Annotated in this window: 19 protein-coding genes; 6 read left to right on the plus strand and 13 right to left on the minus strand. The window is 33.7% G+C overall.

What is annotated here, in order from left to right; genetic code table 11:
• Positions 1–11: 11 nt before the first annotated feature.
• From DMB68_RS09775 to DMB68_RS09825, 11 genes are all read right to left on the minus strand, one after another.
• Positions 12–476: an ABC transporter permease gene (locus DMB68_RS09775; RefSeq protein ID WP_110346511.1), complete on the minus strand. Its 465-nt coding sequence runs from the start codon at positions 474–476 to the stop codon at positions 12–14.
• 6 nt (positions 477–482) lie between these two features.
• Positions 483–914: a hypothetical protein gene (locus DMB68_RS09780; RefSeq protein ID WP_110346512.1), complete on the minus strand. Its 432-nt coding sequence runs from the start codon at positions 912–914 to the stop codon at positions 483–485.
• Positions 914–2,047: a beta-ketoacyl-ACP synthase III gene (locus tag DMB68_RS09785; protein ID WP_110346513.1), complete on the minus strand. Its 1,134-nt coding sequence runs from the start codon at positions 2,045–2,047 to the stop codon at positions 914–916. Before DMB68_RS09785 ends, DMB68_RS09780 begins: the two co-directional genes overlap by 1 nt.
• Before the next feature lie 17 nt (positions 2,048–2,064).
• On the minus strand, positions 2,065–2,967 hold the full coding sequence (locus DMB68_RS09790) for an NADPH-dependent FMN reductase family protein (protein ID WP_110346514.1): 903 nt from the start codon (positions 2,965–2,967) through the stop codon (positions 2,065–2,067).
• 53 nt (positions 2,968–3,020) lie between these two features.
• A complete protein-coding gene (locus tag DMB68_RS09795; RefSeq protein ID WP_110346515.1) occupies positions 3,021–3,902 on the minus strand; it encodes an LpxL/LpxP family acyltransferase in 882 nt (293 codons plus the stop codon).
• Positions 3,902–4,156, minus strand: a complete 255-nt coding sequence (locus DMB68_RS09800) for an acyl carrier protein (RefSeq protein WP_110346516.1) — start codon at positions 4,154–4,156, stop codon at positions 3,902–3,904. Before DMB68_RS09800 ends, DMB68_RS09795 begins: the two co-directional genes overlap by 1 nt.
• Positions 4,149–5,384: a beta-ketoacyl-[acyl-carrier-protein] synthase family protein gene (locus tag DMB68_RS09805; protein ID WP_110346517.1), complete on the minus strand. Its 1,236-nt coding sequence runs from the start codon at positions 5,382–5,384 to the stop codon at positions 4,149–4,151. The genes DMB68_RS09800 and DMB68_RS09805 overlap by 8 nt, the downstream gene beginning before the upstream one ends.
• A gap of 19 nt (positions 5,385–5,403) precedes the next feature.
• Entirely contained in the window at positions 5,404–6,135 is a 732-nt protein-coding gene (gene fabG, locus DMB68_RS09810; protein WP_110347068.1) for a 3-oxoacyl-ACP reductase FabG, read from the minus strand.
• 13 nt (positions 6,136–6,148) lie between these two features.
• Positions 6,149–7,264: a WG repeat-containing protein gene (locus tag DMB68_RS09815; protein ID WP_110346518.1), complete on the minus strand. Its 1,116-nt coding sequence runs from the start codon at positions 7,262–7,264 to the stop codon at positions 6,149–6,151.
• Positions 7,265–7,299: 35 nt separating this feature from the next.
• Positions 7,300–8,493, minus strand: a complete 1,194-nt coding sequence (locus DMB68_RS09820) for a WG repeat-containing protein (protein WP_110346519.1) — start codon at positions 8,491–8,493, stop codon at positions 7,300–7,302.
• 89 nt (positions 8,494–8,582) lie between these two features.
• Complete coding sequence (locus tag DMB68_RS09825; RefSeq protein WP_110346520.1) at positions 8,583–10,103, minus strand: HAL/PAL/TAL family ammonia-lyase; 1,521 nt, start codon at positions 10,101–10,103, stop codon at positions 8,583–8,585.
• A 101-nt stretch (positions 10,104–10,204) separates the two neighbouring features.
• Here DMB68_RS09825 and DMB68_RS09830 point away from each other — a divergent pair, with 101 nt between their 5' ends.
• Together DMB68_RS09830 and DMB68_RS09835 are read left to right on the plus strand one after the other, a co-directional pair.
• Positions 10,205–11,458, plus strand: coding sequence for an NAD(P)/FAD-dependent oxidoreductase (locus tag DMB68_RS09830; protein ID WP_110346521.1), 1,254 nt, complete (start codon positions 10,205–10,207; stop codon positions 11,456–11,458).
• A 10-nt stretch (positions 11,459–11,468) separates the two neighbouring features.
• Entirely contained in the window at positions 11,469–12,521 is a 1,053-nt protein-coding gene (locus DMB68_RS09835) for a hypothetical protein (protein ID WP_110346522.1), read from the plus strand.
• A 24-nt stretch (positions 12,522–12,545) separates the two neighbouring features.
• Here the strand turns inward: DMB68_RS09835 and DMB68_RS09840 are convergent, their stop codons facing one another.
• Entirely contained in the window at positions 12,546–13,151 is a 606-nt protein-coding gene (locus tag DMB68_RS09840) for a hypothetical protein (RefSeq protein WP_110346523.1), read from the minus strand.
• 208 nt (positions 13,152–13,359) lie between these two features.
• Between DMB68_RS09840 and DMB68_RS09845 the strand changes: the two genes are divergently transcribed.
• Together DMB68_RS09845 and DMB68_RS09850 are read left to right on the plus strand one after the other, a co-directional pair.
• Positions 13,360–14,634, plus strand: coding sequence for a Y-family DNA polymerase (locus DMB68_RS09845; protein WP_110346524.1), 1,275 nt, complete (start codon positions 13,360–13,362; stop codon positions 14,632–14,634).
• Positions 14,625–15,065: a LexA family protein gene (locus DMB68_RS09850; RefSeq protein ID WP_110346525.1), complete on the plus strand. Its 441-nt coding sequence runs from the start codon at positions 14,625–14,627 to the stop codon at positions 15,063–15,065. Before DMB68_RS09845 ends, DMB68_RS09850 begins: the two co-directional genes overlap by 10 nt.
• A 728-nt stretch (positions 15,066–15,793) precedes the next feature.
• On the opposite strand, the gene DMB68_RS23240 is transcribed toward DMB68_RS09850, so the two are convergent.
• Complete coding sequence (locus DMB68_RS23240; protein ID WP_124019412.1) at positions 15,794–16,162, minus strand: hypothetical protein; 369 nt, start codon at positions 16,160–16,162, stop codon at positions 15,794–15,796.
• Between the two features lie 153 nt (positions 16,163–16,315).
• Here DMB68_RS23240 and DMB68_RS09860 point away from each other — a divergent pair, with 153 nt between their 5' ends.
• Complete coding sequence (locus tag DMB68_RS09860) at positions 16,316–16,552, plus strand: hypothetical protein (protein ID WP_124019413.1); 237 nt, start codon at positions 16,316–16,318, stop codon at positions 16,550–16,552.
• Positions 16,553–16,723: 171 nt separating this feature from the next.
• Positions 16,724–17,047, plus strand: coding sequence for a hypothetical protein (locus DMB68_RS09865; RefSeq protein ID WP_110346528.1), 324 nt, complete (start codon positions 16,724–16,726; stop codon positions 17,045–17,047).
• Positions 17,048–17,475 lie beyond the last annotated feature (428 nt).

Below are 17,475 nucleotides of genomic sequence, written 5' to 3' on the forward strand. Positions count from 1 at the left end.
TTCAATTACAATTATGTTGTCTCCGAAATCGTCTTTTGGATAAACAAATTAATTTCGCATTCTAAAAGTATTTTGTCTTCGAGTAAACTTTGACAGTTCATTGTACATAAAGTAAAATCGTCGCCAACGAATTTCGAAACTAAAGTTGCTTTTGTCGTTACTATATTGCCTGTTTTTGGCAGCGTATGTATTTTCAGATTCTTAATAGCGCTTATGAAACCTATGACATTTACGTTTTCATTTTCTGTTCCGTCTTCATCAAAAAAATATTTTTTGCCAACAATAGACGAACAGGTCTGAGCCGTATTTTCAATTAATCCGGCTTCTGTAAAAATGCCATTATCAACAAAAATATTGTCTTCCTTAATTAAAAATTCGGTTTCAACAAAATTGGCGTCAATATCCAAAATCAAATCAACCATCAGCATTGGAGCCCGATGAGGTAAGTAATTTTGAATGTCAACTCCTACTTTCATATCTTTTTATTTGGCTAAAACGGTTTTCATTTGTCCGCTTGCAATTTCTTCATTATTTAAAAAAGTTACAATATCAACTAAAGTTACTCCCGCAAATTCCTGCAAAATGTTAACATTCGACTGAATAATATCGTTGATTTGAGGCAGTTTTTTAATTTGAATATCTTTTATAGAACCAATATATCCGGTTGGTGCCGTTTCATTTTTCAAAAAAAACTGATACCCGGTATGCAAAGCCACAGATTGTGCCATATGTTCAATTAAGCCTGCTTCTAAAAAAATGTTCTCTTCTAAAAAAATGTTGCTGTCCTGAATTTTCAAACCGGAAACTAATCCTGTTTCTGAATACGAAAACATACGATCTACCATTACAAAAGGAAACTTTTGCGGAATCAGGTTTTCAACTGCTTCTTTTTCTAAAAGTACAGCGGATTCCATTAGTAAACTGTTAAATACGCATACGCAAATGAAAAACGTCCGCTTTCCGGAACCGACAGTAAAATTTTGTCTCCTTTTTTTAATTTTCCGGAATTCATTAATTCTTCAACTGCGATATAAATCGAGGCAGAACCTACATTTCCAACTCTCAGAAGATTCATGAACCATTTTTCATCTGTCAGCACAATACCTTTTTCATCCAGTCCTTTTTTTAGTCCTTCAACAAAAAAGTAAGATGAAACGTGCGGTAAAAAATAATCAACATCTTCAGCTTTAATATTGTGTTTTGCCATGGCATCACTCATACTTTCGACACCTTTTGGCAAAATAAATTCGTCCAGTATTTTTACATCCTGTTTGACAGCAAATACTGATTCGTTCAGCCATTGTTCCGGGGTAAATTCACTCCACGGTTTTATATCCCCGTTTTCTAATTTGTCACCGCCGGCATACATACAGGCTTCTAATTCGAATGCATACGAATAAGCTTCCATCCATTCGATTTTTAATGAAATTTCACTGGCAGGTTTATTTTGCAGTAAAAAAGCACCCGCTCCGTCAGACAACATCCAGCGTAAAAAATCTTTTTTGAAAGCAATAATGGGCTGTGCTTCCAGATTTTTTAAGTTGATAACTTCATTGTTGTATTTTTGGGCAGAAAGCCAGGTCGAAACTTTTTCAGATCCTGTACAAATTGCATTTTTAGAGTTTCCGGCTTTTATAGAAAGAAAGCCATATTTAAGGGCATTCATTCCGGAACAGCAAATTCCCATTGAAGAATTTAATTCCACAGATTTGTTTTTTAATAATCCGTGAACCATTGCTGCATGTGATGGAGCAATTATATCCGGCGAAGAAGTCCCGCAGGATAGTACTTCTAAATCCTGATCTGTAAAATTTTCATCAAACAACTGCACGATAGCATTTTTTGCCAGTTCTGCATTGGTATGTGTACTTTCACCGTTTTTGTCAACGGCGTAATATCGGCTGGTAATTTTATTATTGCGCAAAATAATACGTCTTGCCTTTGAGGCGGTATCATTTATCAATCCTAAATAGGTCTCCATTTCGTCATTTGAAACGGCTTCATTTGGCAAATACTTTGCGGCTTTTGTAATATATACGTCAAACATAATATAGTTTTCCTCTTCTAAACTCCTTGATAATACTGAGTTTCTTTTTTTATGGTTTTTAGCTTAAAAGGATAGGTAATAAGGTGCAAGATATACACTATTGGCGAGATTAACCATATAGCTAAGAATAAATAAATATAAAATATTTTGAGAAGCTGTTTTCTCTTTTTAGCATTCTTATAAATGAAATTCGACCACTTGTTAAAAATTTTATTTGCTGTTTTATCAACGGTAACCAGATAAGGACTAATCCGTACAGCATCAGCGGCTACTAACTTGGGTTGTAAATCATTGAATGTATTCTGATTGAACTGCGAAAGAATGATATCTCCAAATTTCGTAGATTCCTGAATGTCCTTTTCAGAAACTCCGGGCAGAGGAAAAAAGCCCAAATACTTCTTTTTTACCCCGGAAAACATCCATTCGACAATAGTTAAGACACTAATTAAGTTGCCAACACGATCTACTAAAGCGATATTCCCAACCAATTGAGCGTTGGCTTCTTTTAGCAGAACTTTAATTTTTTCCTGGGCCATAAACCACATATTGCGTGAACCGTTGATGGTAACTACAGGTGTATTGCTTAGGATTTTTTTTCCTTCTTCACTTTTTAAAAAAGAATTGATTGGAATGGATGGCGATAAATACCAAACCTGATAGTGAAACAAAACTAAATCAAATTTTGTATTCAGGATTTCTTCTGAAACTGGTTTTAAGTCAGTTGGAATTTGTAGAAAAGATTCGGGGAAAGCATCAAAAAATGATGTTTTGTTCCATGGAAAAGGGAAAGGTTTTTCTAATTGAATTTCGTGAAAAGTTACTTTTATTTCATCTGAGTTTAAGAAAGGTTTTGCAATATTTTGCGCAATCGATTTTAATTGTCCGGACTGAGAATAAAAAATAACGAGAACATTTTTCATTTTTGGTTTACTTAGGTTGCAAACAAAAATAAGTAAATTTTATTTAACGGATTTTATGCTTTTAGATCATTCCAAAAATCGAAATAATTGAACCATTGCAATGGATATTTTTGCACAATAGTTTCTACACTTTGTACATATTCTTTCAATAATCCTTTTTCGTCACGGTGTTTTACGGTGGCCTCTCTTGCATATAAATGATAATGAAGATTTGGCTCTTTCATTACATAAACAAAAACAACCGGAACTTTTAATCGGGAAGCAATTAAAAATGGACCAGCCGGAAAATTGGCTTCTTTACCCAGAATGTTTTCAGCAAGTGATTTGGTGCCTTCAAAATAACGATCACCTGTAAAACAAACCAATTCATTATTGGCCAAAGCGGCATTAATCTCAAAAATATGAGACAAATCGTCTTTGATGATAATAAATTTTATGGTTGGTTTTTGGGTAACGCTTTCAAGATAATTCTTAATTGCTGAATGCTCTAAATCAGTCGTAACTAAATTGATTTGAAAATCAAGATCGATGTCTCCAAAGAAATGTTCTGCAATTTCAAAGTTTCCAATATGTGCGCTTATTAAGACACCACCTTTTTTTTCGGCCAAAAGATTTTTAAGGATTTCGATTCCGTCAAATTCGTAAGTGAATTTATTTCGCAGGCCGGCCGAAATAGAAACTTTGTCAATAATAGTTTGTCCAAAAGTATAGTAACTTTTGAAAACCATTTTTTTTGACTGTAAATTCGAATAGTTTAGTCTTTCCTTAAAATAGTAAAAGATAGCCTTATTGCTTTTCTTTAGAAACAAAAAGTAATAAGAAGCAACAAAATAAAGTAAGGCATAAGCAGCTTTTACACCCGCTTTTCGGATTAAAAAAACGAATATTCTATAGCCTAAAACTGTTCCTTTTGATTTGCCATCCCATTGACTCATTAAGCAGTTTTAGCTTTTAGTTTGGTTTCGATAAGGTCATAAAAGTTTTGAAAAGTAGCGATTCCGACAAAATCTGCTTCAACCAGTTTTACACCAAAATTAGATTCGATAGACACAACTAAATCAACATAGTCCAGACTATCAAGCCCAAGTGTATCTTTTAAATTAGCATCTGGTTCAATTTCGTCATTGTCAACTTCAAATTCATCAACCAAAAAACCATTAATTCGTGCTATAATCTCTTCTTTATTCATTTTCTAATTTAAACTTTTTAACCACCAACGCAGAGTTGGTTCCTCCGAACCCGAAAGAATTGGACAAAAATATATCAAATTTTTTGTTTAACGTAGTTTTAACTAAATTTAATTTCATTGCATCTTCATCCGGATTTTCCAAATTGATGTTCGGAGCAATGAAATCGTGCTGCATCATCAGAATAGAGTAGATTATTTCGCTGGCTCCCGCCATCCAGCATTCATGACCGGTCATTGATTTCGTAGAACTTACGTAAGGATTTTTCTCACCAAAAACTTCAAAAATCGCCTTGGCTTCGTTTGCATCACCAACCGGAGTTGAGGTTGCATGTGCATTTATGTATTCAATATCTGATGCTCTTAAGTTTGCCTCTTCAAGTGCTCTTTTCATTGCTGTAGCCGGTCCTTCGACATTTGGAGTTGAAATATGGCCTCCGTTTGATGAGAATCCATAACCGGAAACTTCGGCAATAATTGTGGCGCCTCTTGCAATGGCCGATTCGTAACTTTCTAATATTAAAGTTGCACCACCGCCACTCGGAATTAATCCGTCACGGCCTGAATCAAAAGGTCTTGAGGCTTTTTCAGGATCGTTTTCCCTATTCGAAAAAACGCCTAAACCGTCAAAACTGCTCATCGCATATTTGTTGATTTCCTGTGCGCCTCCCGTAATAATGATATCCTGGAAACCGCTTTTGATTAAAAAATAAGCCAGTCCAATAGAATGCGAACCACTTGCGCAGGCTGCACTTACGGTTAAGTTGATTCCTCTCAGTTTAAATATTGTAGATAAATTCATCGTAACCGTTGAATTCATCGATTTAAAAATCGCTCCCGAACCAATTAGCGCCGTATCTTTTTTCTCGCGGACAATATCTGTAGCATCAATAATGGCTTTGGAAACACTGTCGTTTCCGTACATGATTCCGACTTCCCGATTCTCAAAAAAAGCATCATCAATATTAGCGTTTTTCAAGGCTTCGATAGTAGCCATATAAGCATATTCGGTTTCTTCACCAATGCTCATGCGCTGTCTTCGGTTTAGTAAATTTTTCAGATCAGTTTTTGGAACCATTCCGGTCAAGGCCGATTGAAAACCAAATTCTTTTCGTTCCGGATCAAACTGAATACCTGATTTTCCGTTATATAAAGAATCCTTTACTTCCTCTAATGAAGTACCAATGCAGGAATAAATTCCCATTCCAGTAATTACAACTCTCCTGTTCATCTTCTTTTAAAGTAATTTTTTAAGAATATATCCCTCCGTTTATATTGATAATTTCGCCGGTAATATAACTTGATTTTTTTGAAATCAAAAAGCTTACCAAATCTGCGACTTCTTCGGCTTCGCCAAAACGATTTACCGGAATTAGTTTTAATAATTCTTTTTCGTCGAGCTGGCTTGTCATATCCGTTCTGATAAAACCGGGCGCAACGGCATTTACCGTAATATTGCGTTTGGCAACTTCCTGAGCCAGGGCTTTTGTCGCCGCAACAATAGCTCCTTTTGCTGCTGAATAATTCGTTTGTCCGGCCGTTCCTTTTACCCCTGAAACCGAAACTATGTTTACGATTCGGCCATATTTATTGCGTAACATTTTCTGAATGAGAAACTGCGTCACATTAAAAAATCCGTTTAAACTTGTATTCACTACACCGTTCCAGTCTTCGGGAGTCATCCACATAAAAAGGCCGTCTTTTGTAATTCCGGCATTATTTACAATGGCTTCAACTAAGGCTTCAGGATTTGCTTCCTGCCATTTTGTTAAAGTGGTTTGTACGTCGTTAAAATTAGAAACATCAAAGCCTAAAATTTCTCCAGTTGCTCCTAGTTTTTGTACTTCCTGAAGTGTTTCTTCGGCCGCAGTTTTATTCGAATGATAATTAATCAGAATATGATAACCGGATTCAACGGCTAATTTTTTACAAATTGCACTTCCAATTCCTCTTGAACCGCCTGTTACTAATACACATTTCATTTTAAAAGATAATTTATTGTTTTTGAAAAAGTTCGGCATTTTGATACCATTCACTCAAAAGACCGCCATCAGGTTTAAGAAATCCCCATTTGCCGCTAAGTTTTACTCTTGCCAATCCGTCGATAAATCCTTTTTCCTGATGCATAAACATTCCAAAAAGCGCTATCGAAATTTCATATTTTGTTGGAATAATTAATTCTCCGGTTTCATTAATAAATCCCCAATTGTAATCTTTCACAGCAGCAAGTCCGTTTTCGCTAAAAGATTCTGCATCAGTATAAGCAGGATTTATTATAAAAACACCTTTTGGATTAATATAGCCCCATTTTTCGTTTATTAAAACAGGAGCCAGATTTTTAGAAAAAGGTTTTGTTTTGCTAAATCGGGGCTGAATAACCCATTGGCCTTCTAAATTTACAAATCCAAATTTTCCGTTTTTTTTGGCAGCAACTAAATTCTGTGTTCCAATGTCTCCCATTTCGGTAGCTCCTTCAACAGCAATAAATTGGCTGTTATGAACTATTCCATACGTTTTTTTCTTTTTTGCCCAGGTAGTGTTATTTACGTAATTTCCAACTTCATCATAACTAACTTCAACGACCTCTTTTCCGGCAGTATCAATAATTCCCCATAAATCATCTTTTGCAGCTCTTGCAAAACCGTTTTGAAAAGCTCTTATCACATCATATTTTGGAGCAAGAACAATTTCAAATTTATTATTGATGAGTCCAACTTTTCCGGCCTGTCTAAAAAATGCAACTCCATTATTAAAATCAAATAACTTATCTGATTGTGGAGCTCCTTTTACTATTTCTCCTTTTTTATTGATGTAAAACCAGTCAGTGTTTTTTTGGATGATACAAATACCACTGTCAAAATATTTTGCATTATCAAATGAAGGAGAAATTACAATAGCTCCTGTAGTATCTATGAAACCCCATTTTCCATTTTCTTCTATGGCAGCTAGTCCATCAGAAAAATTTTTGGCACCATCAAATTTTGGTTCTATAGCAAAAGTTCCCTCTTTTGTGATGAAACCAAATTTCCCCTTTTTTTTAACTAATGCGAGTTCCTGGCTATTAACAAATGGAATAACGAGTAATAATAAAAAAATAAATGGGTTTTTCATGGTTTATGGATAATTATTATAATTTGAAATAAAGGTTATTTCTTTTTTTTGGCAGTTGGTTTTGTCTCTGATTTTGGTTTTTCAGCGACAGCTTCAGTGATATTTCTTCCGCCAGATTTAGAAAACAGTTCGGCATTTTCAAACCATTGGTTTCCTAATACAGTTCCGTCAGGTCTTAGAAATCCCCATTTTCCTTCATTTTTTACTCTTGCAATGCCATCAATGAATCCTTTGTCCTGCTGAACAAACATGGCAATCATTCCGTTTGCAGTAATTCCGTATTGCGTTGGGATTACTATTTTTCCTGATTCATTGATAAACCCCCAATTGCTTTCTTTTACAGGTGCTAAACCGTTTGAACCAAAAACTTCGGCATCACTGTAGGTTGGCGGTATTACAAAATCGGCTTTTGGATTAATATAGCCCCATTTTGAGCCTACCAAAACCGGTGCCAGATTTTTTGAGAATGCTTTTGCTTTATCATATATAGGTAGTATTACCCAATTTCCCTTAAGGTCAATGAATCCGATTTTTCCATTTTTTTTGGCAAATGTCAAATCCTGAATTTCAAAATCCCAAATTTTTTCGGCACCATCAACCGGAATAAATTTTCCGGCGCTTATGATTCCAAAAGTTTTGTCTTTTCTTGCCCAGGTTGTGTTTTTAAAATAATTCCCAATTTCAGCATAAGCAGGTTCTACTAATTCTTTTCCGGCGGTATTTATAATTCCCCAGTTTTTGTTTAGTTCAACTCTGGCAAAACCATTTTCAAAAGGTTTGATCTGATCGTATTTTGGTTCTAAAACAACCGCCATTTTTGAATTGATTAACCCAATTTTGTTTCCTTGTTTTATGAAAGCTACTCCATTATTAAAATCATATAATTTTTCGGAAGCAGGAGCTTTTTGGATTTCTCCTTTTTTATCAATATAAACCCATTCCTTATCTTTTTTTACAATTGCTATTCCACTGTTAAAATCTTTAGCATCAACAAAAGTTGCCGGAATTACCCAAGCTCCTTTTGCATCAATAAAACCCCATTTTCCAGCATTTTCTGCAGCAGCAAGTCCTTCAGAAAAACTTTTGGCAGCTTTGTATTGAGGCTCAATTTTAAAAGACCCATCTTTAGCGAGATATCCAATTTTTGAATTCTTTTTAACTAATGCCAGTTCCTGACTATGAACAAATTGAATACCTGCCAGTAACAAAAAAATAAATGTTTTTTTCATGATTTTTAAAATTCAATGTTTAATGATATAAATGTTAAAACTCGTTGGGGCATAAAATTTATAACACATAGTGATCTATGTGAGCAATATTAACTGTTGATCAGATAATCTTTTACGTTTTGAACAAAAGGATACATGACCTGATCTTCCTTGAATGTTGGAATTATTTTTCGAACATCATCATAACATTTTCTGGAAACGGATGAAATTTTATCTTTTTGATCTAAATAATCAATCGCCTGAACAATTGTAATTAATTCGATGGCTAAAACTTCAAAAGCGTTTTCGATCACTTTTGAGGTAATTACAGCCGAGTTGGTTCCCATGCTTACAATATCCTGATTGTCGTTATTGTTAGGGATGCTGTGAACATACATTGGGTTGGATAACATCTGGCTTTCTGCAGTGGTTGAGGTGGCAGTAAACTGAACGCCCTGCATTCCGAAATTAAATCCTAGTGTTCCTAAATTTACAAAAGGAGGGAGTAATTCGTTGATTTTTGAATTCAGTAAATAATTCAGCTGACGTTCTGCAAGCATCGTTAATTTGGTAATTACAATTTTCAGTTTATCCATTTCAAGCGAAATATAATCTCCATGGAAATTTCCTCCGTGATAAACGTGCTGGTTTTTTACATCTATAATAGGATTGTCGTTTGCCGAGTTAAATTCGTCTTCTAAAATGGAAGCTACATTATTAATAGTTTCTAAAACCGGTCCCAAAATCTGAGGCACACATCTTAAAGAATAATATTCCTGAACTTTCTCTTTGAAGATTTCTTCGGTGTTTTCACCAGAATATAAATGGTCTTCTCTTTTACGGATTAAAGTGCTGTCAGAGAGATTTTGTCTCATTTTTAAAGCCACTTCCTGTTGTCCTTTATGACGTTTGGTCTGGTTTAATTCTTCAGAAAAATGATCGTCATAAGCCTGAACCAATTCGTTTATGGCACAAGAGGCTTTTAAGGACCAGTCTAATAATTTATTGGCATGATGCACATTTACAACGCCAATTCCTGTCATAACAGAAGTTCCGTTGATTAATGCAAGACCTTCTCGAATTTCAACCTGAATTGGTTGTAGACCTTCGATTTCAAAAACTTCCGGAGTTGGTCTTCTTTCGCCTTTATAAAAAACTTCACCTTCACCAATTAAGACTAAAGCTAAATGTGATAATTGTACTAAGTCTCCGCTGGCTCCAACACCGCCGTGTTCGAAGATAAGAGGTGTAATATCTCTATTGATTAGTTCAGCCATTAAATGGATAACGGAAGGATGAACACCTGAATTCCCTAATGATAATGAGTTCAAACGTGCTAAAATTGCTGCTTTTGCACAAACCGGGCTCAAAGGTTTTCCTGTTCCTGAGGAGTGGCTTCGGATTAAATTATATTGTAATTGTATTTGGTCAGACTCTTTAATTCGATATTGGGCCATTGGTCCAAAGCCTGTATTTACACCATATATTACTTTGTTTCCTGAAAATTCTTTTAAGAAATTAAAGCTTTCACTAATGCGGTTTAGAACTAAATCGCTAATGATAACTTTCTGGTTTCCAAATATAATAGCCTCAAATTCGGCTAAGCTTAAATATTCATTAATTGTGTTCATTAAACAAGTTTTGATTGTGCTAATTTAATTTTATTTATCAAAATAAATGTAGTTATTTTGATGAGGGCAAATGTAAGTTAATAAATCAGAACATTACTATTATGATAAAGGAGTTTGTAGACGTTTTAATCATTGGAGCAGGACCATCAGGATGTGTTTCGGCATCGTATCTTCATATGAATGGTGTTAAGATAAAAGTGGTTGAGAAAACAAAGTTTCCAAGGCTGGTTGTGGGTGAGAGCCTTATTCCGCGTGTGATGGACCATTTTGCGGAGGCAGAACTTTTTGAAAGTTTAGATGCCATGAATTTTGAAAAAAAATTAGGTGCACGTTTTATAAGAGGAGAAGAAATTTGTGTTTTTGATTTCAGTATAAAATTTGGAGAAGGCTGGGACTGGACCTGGCAGGTACCGAGAGCTGATTTTGACAATACAATGGCTCAGGAAGTAATCCGAAAAGGAATTGATCTGGAATTTGAAACCGAAGTTTTAGAAGTTTCTTTTGAAGGAAAAAATTCGAAAACTATCGTAAAAGACAAAGACGGAAATCTAAAAGAAATCCACGCTAAATTTATTATTGATTCCAGCGGTTACGGTCGTGTTTTGCCAAGACTTTTAGATTTGGATACACCCTCAAAATTAGATCCGCATTCCTCCATATTTGCGCATGTAAAAGACATCAACAGACCCGAAGGCGAGGAGGGAACCATGATTTCGTTTGATATTTTGGAAACAGAGGTTTGGCTTTGGGTAATTCCGTTTTCAAATGGAAATACCAGTTTAGGTGTTGTAGGGCCAACCCATTTTATCAATTCGCTTTCAGAAAATAAAGATAATGCTGAGGCTTTGCGAAATGCCATTCAGAAATCCGATTATTATATTAAAAGATTTAAAGGAACCGAATTTTTATTTGAACCGGTAAAACTGGAGAATTATTCAAGGGCGGTAAAAAGAATGTACGGAGATGGTTTTGCCTTAACGGGAAACAGTTCGGAATTTTTGGATCCTGTGTTTTCTTCAGGAGTGGCTTTTGCTACAGAATCCGGAATGCTGGCAGCAAAACTTTACCTGAAAGAATCAAAAGGTATCGAAGTCGACTGGGAAGTTGAGTTTACCCAATATATGAAACGCGGTATCGCTGTTTTTACTACTTATGTGCAGGAATGGTACACCGGAAACCTTCAAACCTTATTTTTTCACCAGCCGGAAAACCCTGATGTGAAAGAGAAAATCTGTTCGGTATTGGCTGGTTATGTCTGGAATGAAGACAATCCGTTTGTGAAGAAACACGATCATGTGATTCAAAATATGGCGTATCTGCTGAATATGCAAAAAGAAAATCCGGAAAAGCAATAATTGTTTTATTTTGAAAAAAATATATGAGAGAAAAGAGCTGAAATCCAAAAAGAAACTAACTTATAAAGTAATTTATATTGTTGGAATATTGGGTTCTTTACTTTTGTCAAAACAGCTGTATTCAAAATATAATCCTAAAGATTATTCAGAAATTCTGAATCTTTATGTATCCATCTTGTTTTTAATTTTTGCCTTGCTTTGTCTATACAGTTTTCTATCTATAAAAAGCTATTACCTGTATAAAGACAAATTCGTGCAGAAATCATTTTTAGGACAAAAAGTAAAAAGTTTCAGCTTTGATGAAATTGACTTCTGGATCAAAGAACAGAAGGAGGACAAATACAATCAGTGGGAAGTTTTAACCCTTTATACCTTAAAAGGGGAAAAGATAAAAATTTCGGGTTATTTCTATGAAAATTATCATGAAATAAAAAATGAGCTAACCAGAAACGTAAGCCGAAATACAAAACTCGAAGAATCCCGACTTCAGGAAAAAGATTTACGATATACTATTGGGTTCGTCATTTTTGGACTGATACTTTTATTTTGTGCCTATAAATTTATAATGATTAAGGAATTACAATCATCAGATATAATTGTATTTGGCAATAAAATTTCAAAAGATATTGAAGTAATTCGGGGAAGGAAAAACTCAAAATCAATTTTGATTAAGTTAGAGAAATATCCCGAATTTGATTTCAAAATAAACGGACTAGCTTTTAAAGCCATCGATTCTGAAGATTTGATTGAAAAGGTAAAACAAGGCGACTCTGTTTTTATAGGAATCAAAAAAACAGATTTTAATAGAAAACTTATAAAGAAAGACTCCTTAACTTTTACAGACAAATATTTTCATTTCAAAACCATAGCTGTTGAAAGTATTACTGCTAAAAAGAAAGAATACCTAACATTGGCGGAAAGTAACAAACTCAGAATTAGCAATAGATATTGGGGCTTTGGCTTTTTTGGAATATTTGGTTCGGTGCTATTTTTTTCTGGTCTTTTTATGCTTATTCAAAAAAGGCTTTTAAGTGTTAAATCTAAAGAAAAAACGAGACCTTAATTATAGTCTCGTTTTAAAATATTTTTATTTATAAGCTTTTTTAGCTATAAGTTTTGATAATGATTTTGCTGTTTTAGCGTAACCTTCCCCAATTCGGGATTCATTACTGAAATTGTTTCCCCATTGATCTCCGGGTGCTTCCTCACTTGTAATTTCTAATAAGACATTTGATTTATTTGCTGTTTCAACAAATTTTAAATTTGTAGTAACTTTTGCAGGCTGTTTCATAATTCCGGCGTCCCATCCAGGGTAAATCCATACTGTCTTTACTATTAAAGTGTAAGGAGTATTTAATCTTTCCTGAAAATTTAAATCTTTATGCTCCTTAGTTAATACGATATTGGCAATTTCTAAAAACTTTGGAGTCCATATTTGTTCTCTTGCAGCAATCCATTTTTTCTCCCAGATGTTTCCGTTTCCTTTTGCTTTTTTATCCAGATCAGCCTTATGCTCTTGAATATATTGAGCTTCCGGTTTGTTTTCTTTCATCATAGTAAAATTACTATAATCAAATTCTACATTAACTTCTTTCTGGTTTTTTAAAAAATCGAAATTTCCATTTACAACATTCATATCCTGAGCAAATGTAAATCCTGAAACAAATAACAATGCAAATACTATTTTTCTCATAATTAAAGGGTTAGTTAGATTTCAAATTTAGTTATTTTTTTAAAAGAACAATCAGTTTTAAAAATTTATGTGAGTTTTTTCTTCAGTATTATTTTCCAATTCATATATTACGGAAGATGAAATTTATTCTTAGCTCTTAGAGATAAACACATAAAAAATTAACTTTCCTTATTTAAATGTGTAACCCACTATTGCGTAATTTTGCAGGATGTATGCTTTAGTTGATTGTAATAATTTTTATGCTTCCTGCGAACGTGTTTTCCAGCCGGAATTCAATGGAAAACCTGTTGCGATTTTATCCAACAACGACGGCTGCGTGATTTCAAGAAGCAATGAAGCGAAAGCTGTTGGAGTTCCTATGGGTGCGCCTGCATTCAAGATTAGAGAATTGGTAAAAGAAAAAAACGTCAAATTGTTCTCTTCGAATTATCCGTTGTATGGAGATTTGAGTGATCGGGTGATGAAAATTCTGGAGCAGTTTACTCCCCATGTAGAAATTTACAGTATAGACGAAGCGTTCCTGAATTTTGATGGTGTTGGTGTTTTGGATTATCAGGATTATGGTCTTCAAATGAAATCACGAATTCATAAATGGGTTGGGCTTCCGGTTTGTATTGGCTTTGCCGAAACGAAGGCCTTGTCAAAATTAGCCAACAAAATTGCCAAGGAATTTCAAGACAGAACTAAAGGTGTTTATGTTATTGATACCGATGAAAAACGAATCAAAGCTTTAAAATGGACGAAAATTGAAGATGTCTGGGGAATTGGTTACCGCACGAAAAAGAAAGCCAAACTTCAAAACATACATACAGCTCTTGATTTTATTGATCCTAAGCACGAAATGTGGATTAAGAAAGAAATGGGTGTTATTGGTCTTCGCCTGAAATATGAACTCGAAGGAAAATCGGTTTTGGATTTGGAACCTCTGCCAGACCAAAAAAAGAGCATTGCAACGACCAGAAGTTTTCCTAAACAAATTTCAGATTTTGATTTACTGCGTGAGCGTATTGTGACTTTTGCCTCTGTCTGTGCCGAAAAACTGCGTAAACAAAATTCCTGCTGCCATACCATTATTGTCATGTTGGTAGTCGATAAACATTCGGTTAAATCATCCAAATATTATTTTAATATGGCCATAACGTTGCCGTATGCGAGTAATTCGACTTTAACAATTTCGAATACCGCTATCGAAATGCTGAAGAAATTACACAAAGGAAACGAAGGTATCCGGTTTAAAAAAGCCGGGGTAATAGTAACAGAATTAATTGATGAAGATAAAAAGCAGTTTCAGTTGTTTGAAGAAGAAAATCCGAAACATCTGGCTTTGATGAAAGTGATGGATCAACTGAATGGTAAAATTGGAAACAGAAAAGTCAAACTTGCTTCACAAAATCTTGAACTTACCTGGAACATGAAACAGGATCATTTGTCGCCTAAATATACTACTGATTTCCAAAAATTATTAGAAGTAAAATGTCTGTAAAAAAAGAACAAAAACTGACCTTTTTCAAGGCTGATTTCGAAAGCGAAATCAGGATTCCGTATAGTAATGAAGGTGTTTCGGCCGGTTTTCCATCGCCGGCAGCTGATTTTATGGAGAATAGTATTGATCTTAATAAGGAGTTAAGCGAAAATCCGCTGGCTACTTTTTATGTCAGGGTCAAAGGCAATTCGATGATTGATGCGGGTATTAATGACCAGGATGTTTTGGTTGTTGACCGAAGTCTGGAACCGCAAAATAATAAAATTGCGATTTGTTTTATCGATGGAGAGTTTACTGTAAAACGCATTCAGGTCGAAAAAGACTGTCTGTATCTTATGCCTGAAAATGCAGATTACAGTCCTATAAAAGTTACTGAAGAAAATCAGCTTATTATTTGGGGAATGGTGACTTATGTGATTAAAAAGGTGTGAAAATAAGATGCACATTGAAAAATATCTTCAAACTTAATTCTTTTGTAAGGAAGACAAGTATGCTTGTTGAGATACTTGTGTTAACCGCGTTGCAAACGCTACGTTTTGTCTTCTAATTTCAGTCGGGTTAATAGAACTTAACCAAACCGCCACGAAAGGATTCGTGTGGGAGGGGATATTATCTATAAATAATGGAGTGTACTGCAATAAAAATTAAAAATATCCCAAAGAAAAACAAAATTATCGCATAATGTTTAAAGAATTTGTATCCTAAAAATAAATTTATTTTCATATTAGGTCTTCTTTTCTCAGTATAATATAAAAGCGAACTTATAATTAGCAAGGTAATGCCAAAAAGTAAAGTTATTGTTTTACCATTTAATATTGTCATACATATTAAATTTTGAAGTTATCATTTTACTACAATTTAATTTTATTCGCCATTTTTGGGAGATTGCTTTAACTTAGAAAAAATGAAAATATAGATTTAATAATTTAAATTTTTCTTTGAATTATTAATGTAATCCAAATTACAGTTGCGAAAATAATTGAGTGCACAAAATCACTTGTGGTAAAATTATTAGTTTTAAGATGTATCGAATTCCTATAGAAATGATACAGCCTATTAAAAGTTTTAGAAGTCTGTTTGTAATACCTTTATTCTTCTGGTATTTGTGGATTTTTTCTTTTATCATTAGAATAATTAAACAGTGAAAGAATATTTATAATCACTTTTTTTTCTTATCCTCTAATTTCTTTTCGATAATAGCGACAATTTTATCTGTAGTAGCTTCTTTGTCAAAGTATTTTAAAAAGGCTACATATCCGGGATCTGAATTATGATAAACTGAATTTGGATCACGCAAAATGTTATTTTCTGTAATTTCGATATCACCCATGCCGGTTAAAACCCAGTTTATGTTTAAATTAGGATAAACCTGCATAATTTTTTTCAAAATATTCATTCCCAATGACCTCGAATTAGTTAAAATTGGATGTAATGAAGTGTATAATATATCATTTTCTATACAAAACTGCCTAAGGTTAACTTCCTTGCTTTCAATGTAGTAGCGTAATCTCTCGCCTTCCGTTTGCATTTTTTTTAAATTTTTGTATTAAAAATGATACAATATATCAATAAATGATATATATTTGAAGTAGTTACATCGTAGTAAATACGTAGTAAAAATACAATAATTATATGATTCAAATAAAACTTATCTATGATTACAGCCGGACAAAGAAAAAAAATGAAGAAAGTCTTTAAAACAGGGTACTCTAAAGATGTTCAAAAGCTATTAGAAGAGAAGGTGATATGGAATAAAAAAGGACTTCCGTTCAGTAATTCTTACATTACTCATGTTTTTAATGGCAGAAATACAAACAACGATATTGAAGAAGCAATCATTGAATTGTATCAAAAAAGATTATATGAAGAAACTACGATTACATTGCGCAGAAAAGAAATTTTCAGCAAAAAAATATAACAGCAGCTACAAACGTAAATGCAAAATCTAAATTATGCAGCTACAAATTACGGCATTAATTAAACAAGTAAAAATATCAAATAGCGCCGCAGCATATATTAAAAAAAAGTAAGCACAAAATCTAAATCAGAATTAATTATCAAAGTTACAAATCAAAAAGCATCAGTAATTATGGCAATAATAAAAAATGAAAGTTTAGGAAATATAGGTTACTTATCAGACAAACATGGTTTATTAACGAATTTTATTTTTGAAATTTTGTCGGTAGAATACAGTGATAATTTGTATGGCTATTTCAGAATAAAGTTAACAAACGATAATTCGAAATTTGTAGTGATCAATAATCTCAGCATTTGCGGCAAATTTTCGGATAATTTTCCTGATCGGGTATTAGAAGAAGGGCTTTATCTATGCCATCCGGATTTAAGTCATGAACTTGTACTTGATATCTTCAGTTATGAATTTGATTTGTATAAAAGTAAATTAGTTAATTAAAAAGAAGAAAATCAGGAGCTTTAATATATTGCCGTTTATTAGTTGTTGTGATTGATTTTAATATTTTACCTGCTTACAGAAACCTTTTTCACAGTTGTAGTAACTCTTAAGGACCAAAATCTTTTTATCAAATATTATATTGATTTCAAAAATATTATAAATAAAAAACAGAAGTGTACTCTTAAATACACTTCTGTTTTTAGTTAATCGCATTGCAAACGCTACCTTTCTTCTATTAATTTAAGTAGGTACTCGTCGCAGACGAGCCTTTACTTTGTGTTAGAGCAAAAAACATTAAATTTATTCAAAGGAAAGCAGAGGTGAACTTTCAAACGAGCTTGTATTAGAGAACAATCTGGTGCATTAGTCCTCTGCCTTCTCCTTGAATCCCGTTGAATTGCTTCAAATAGAATGATAGACGTAGTGGT

It is taken from the genome of Flavobacterium hydrophilum (assembly GCF_003202405.1).
Classification (GTDB): domain Bacteria; phylum Bacteroidota; class Bacteroidia; order Flavobacteriales; family Flavobacteriaceae; genus Flavobacterium; species Flavobacterium hydrophilum.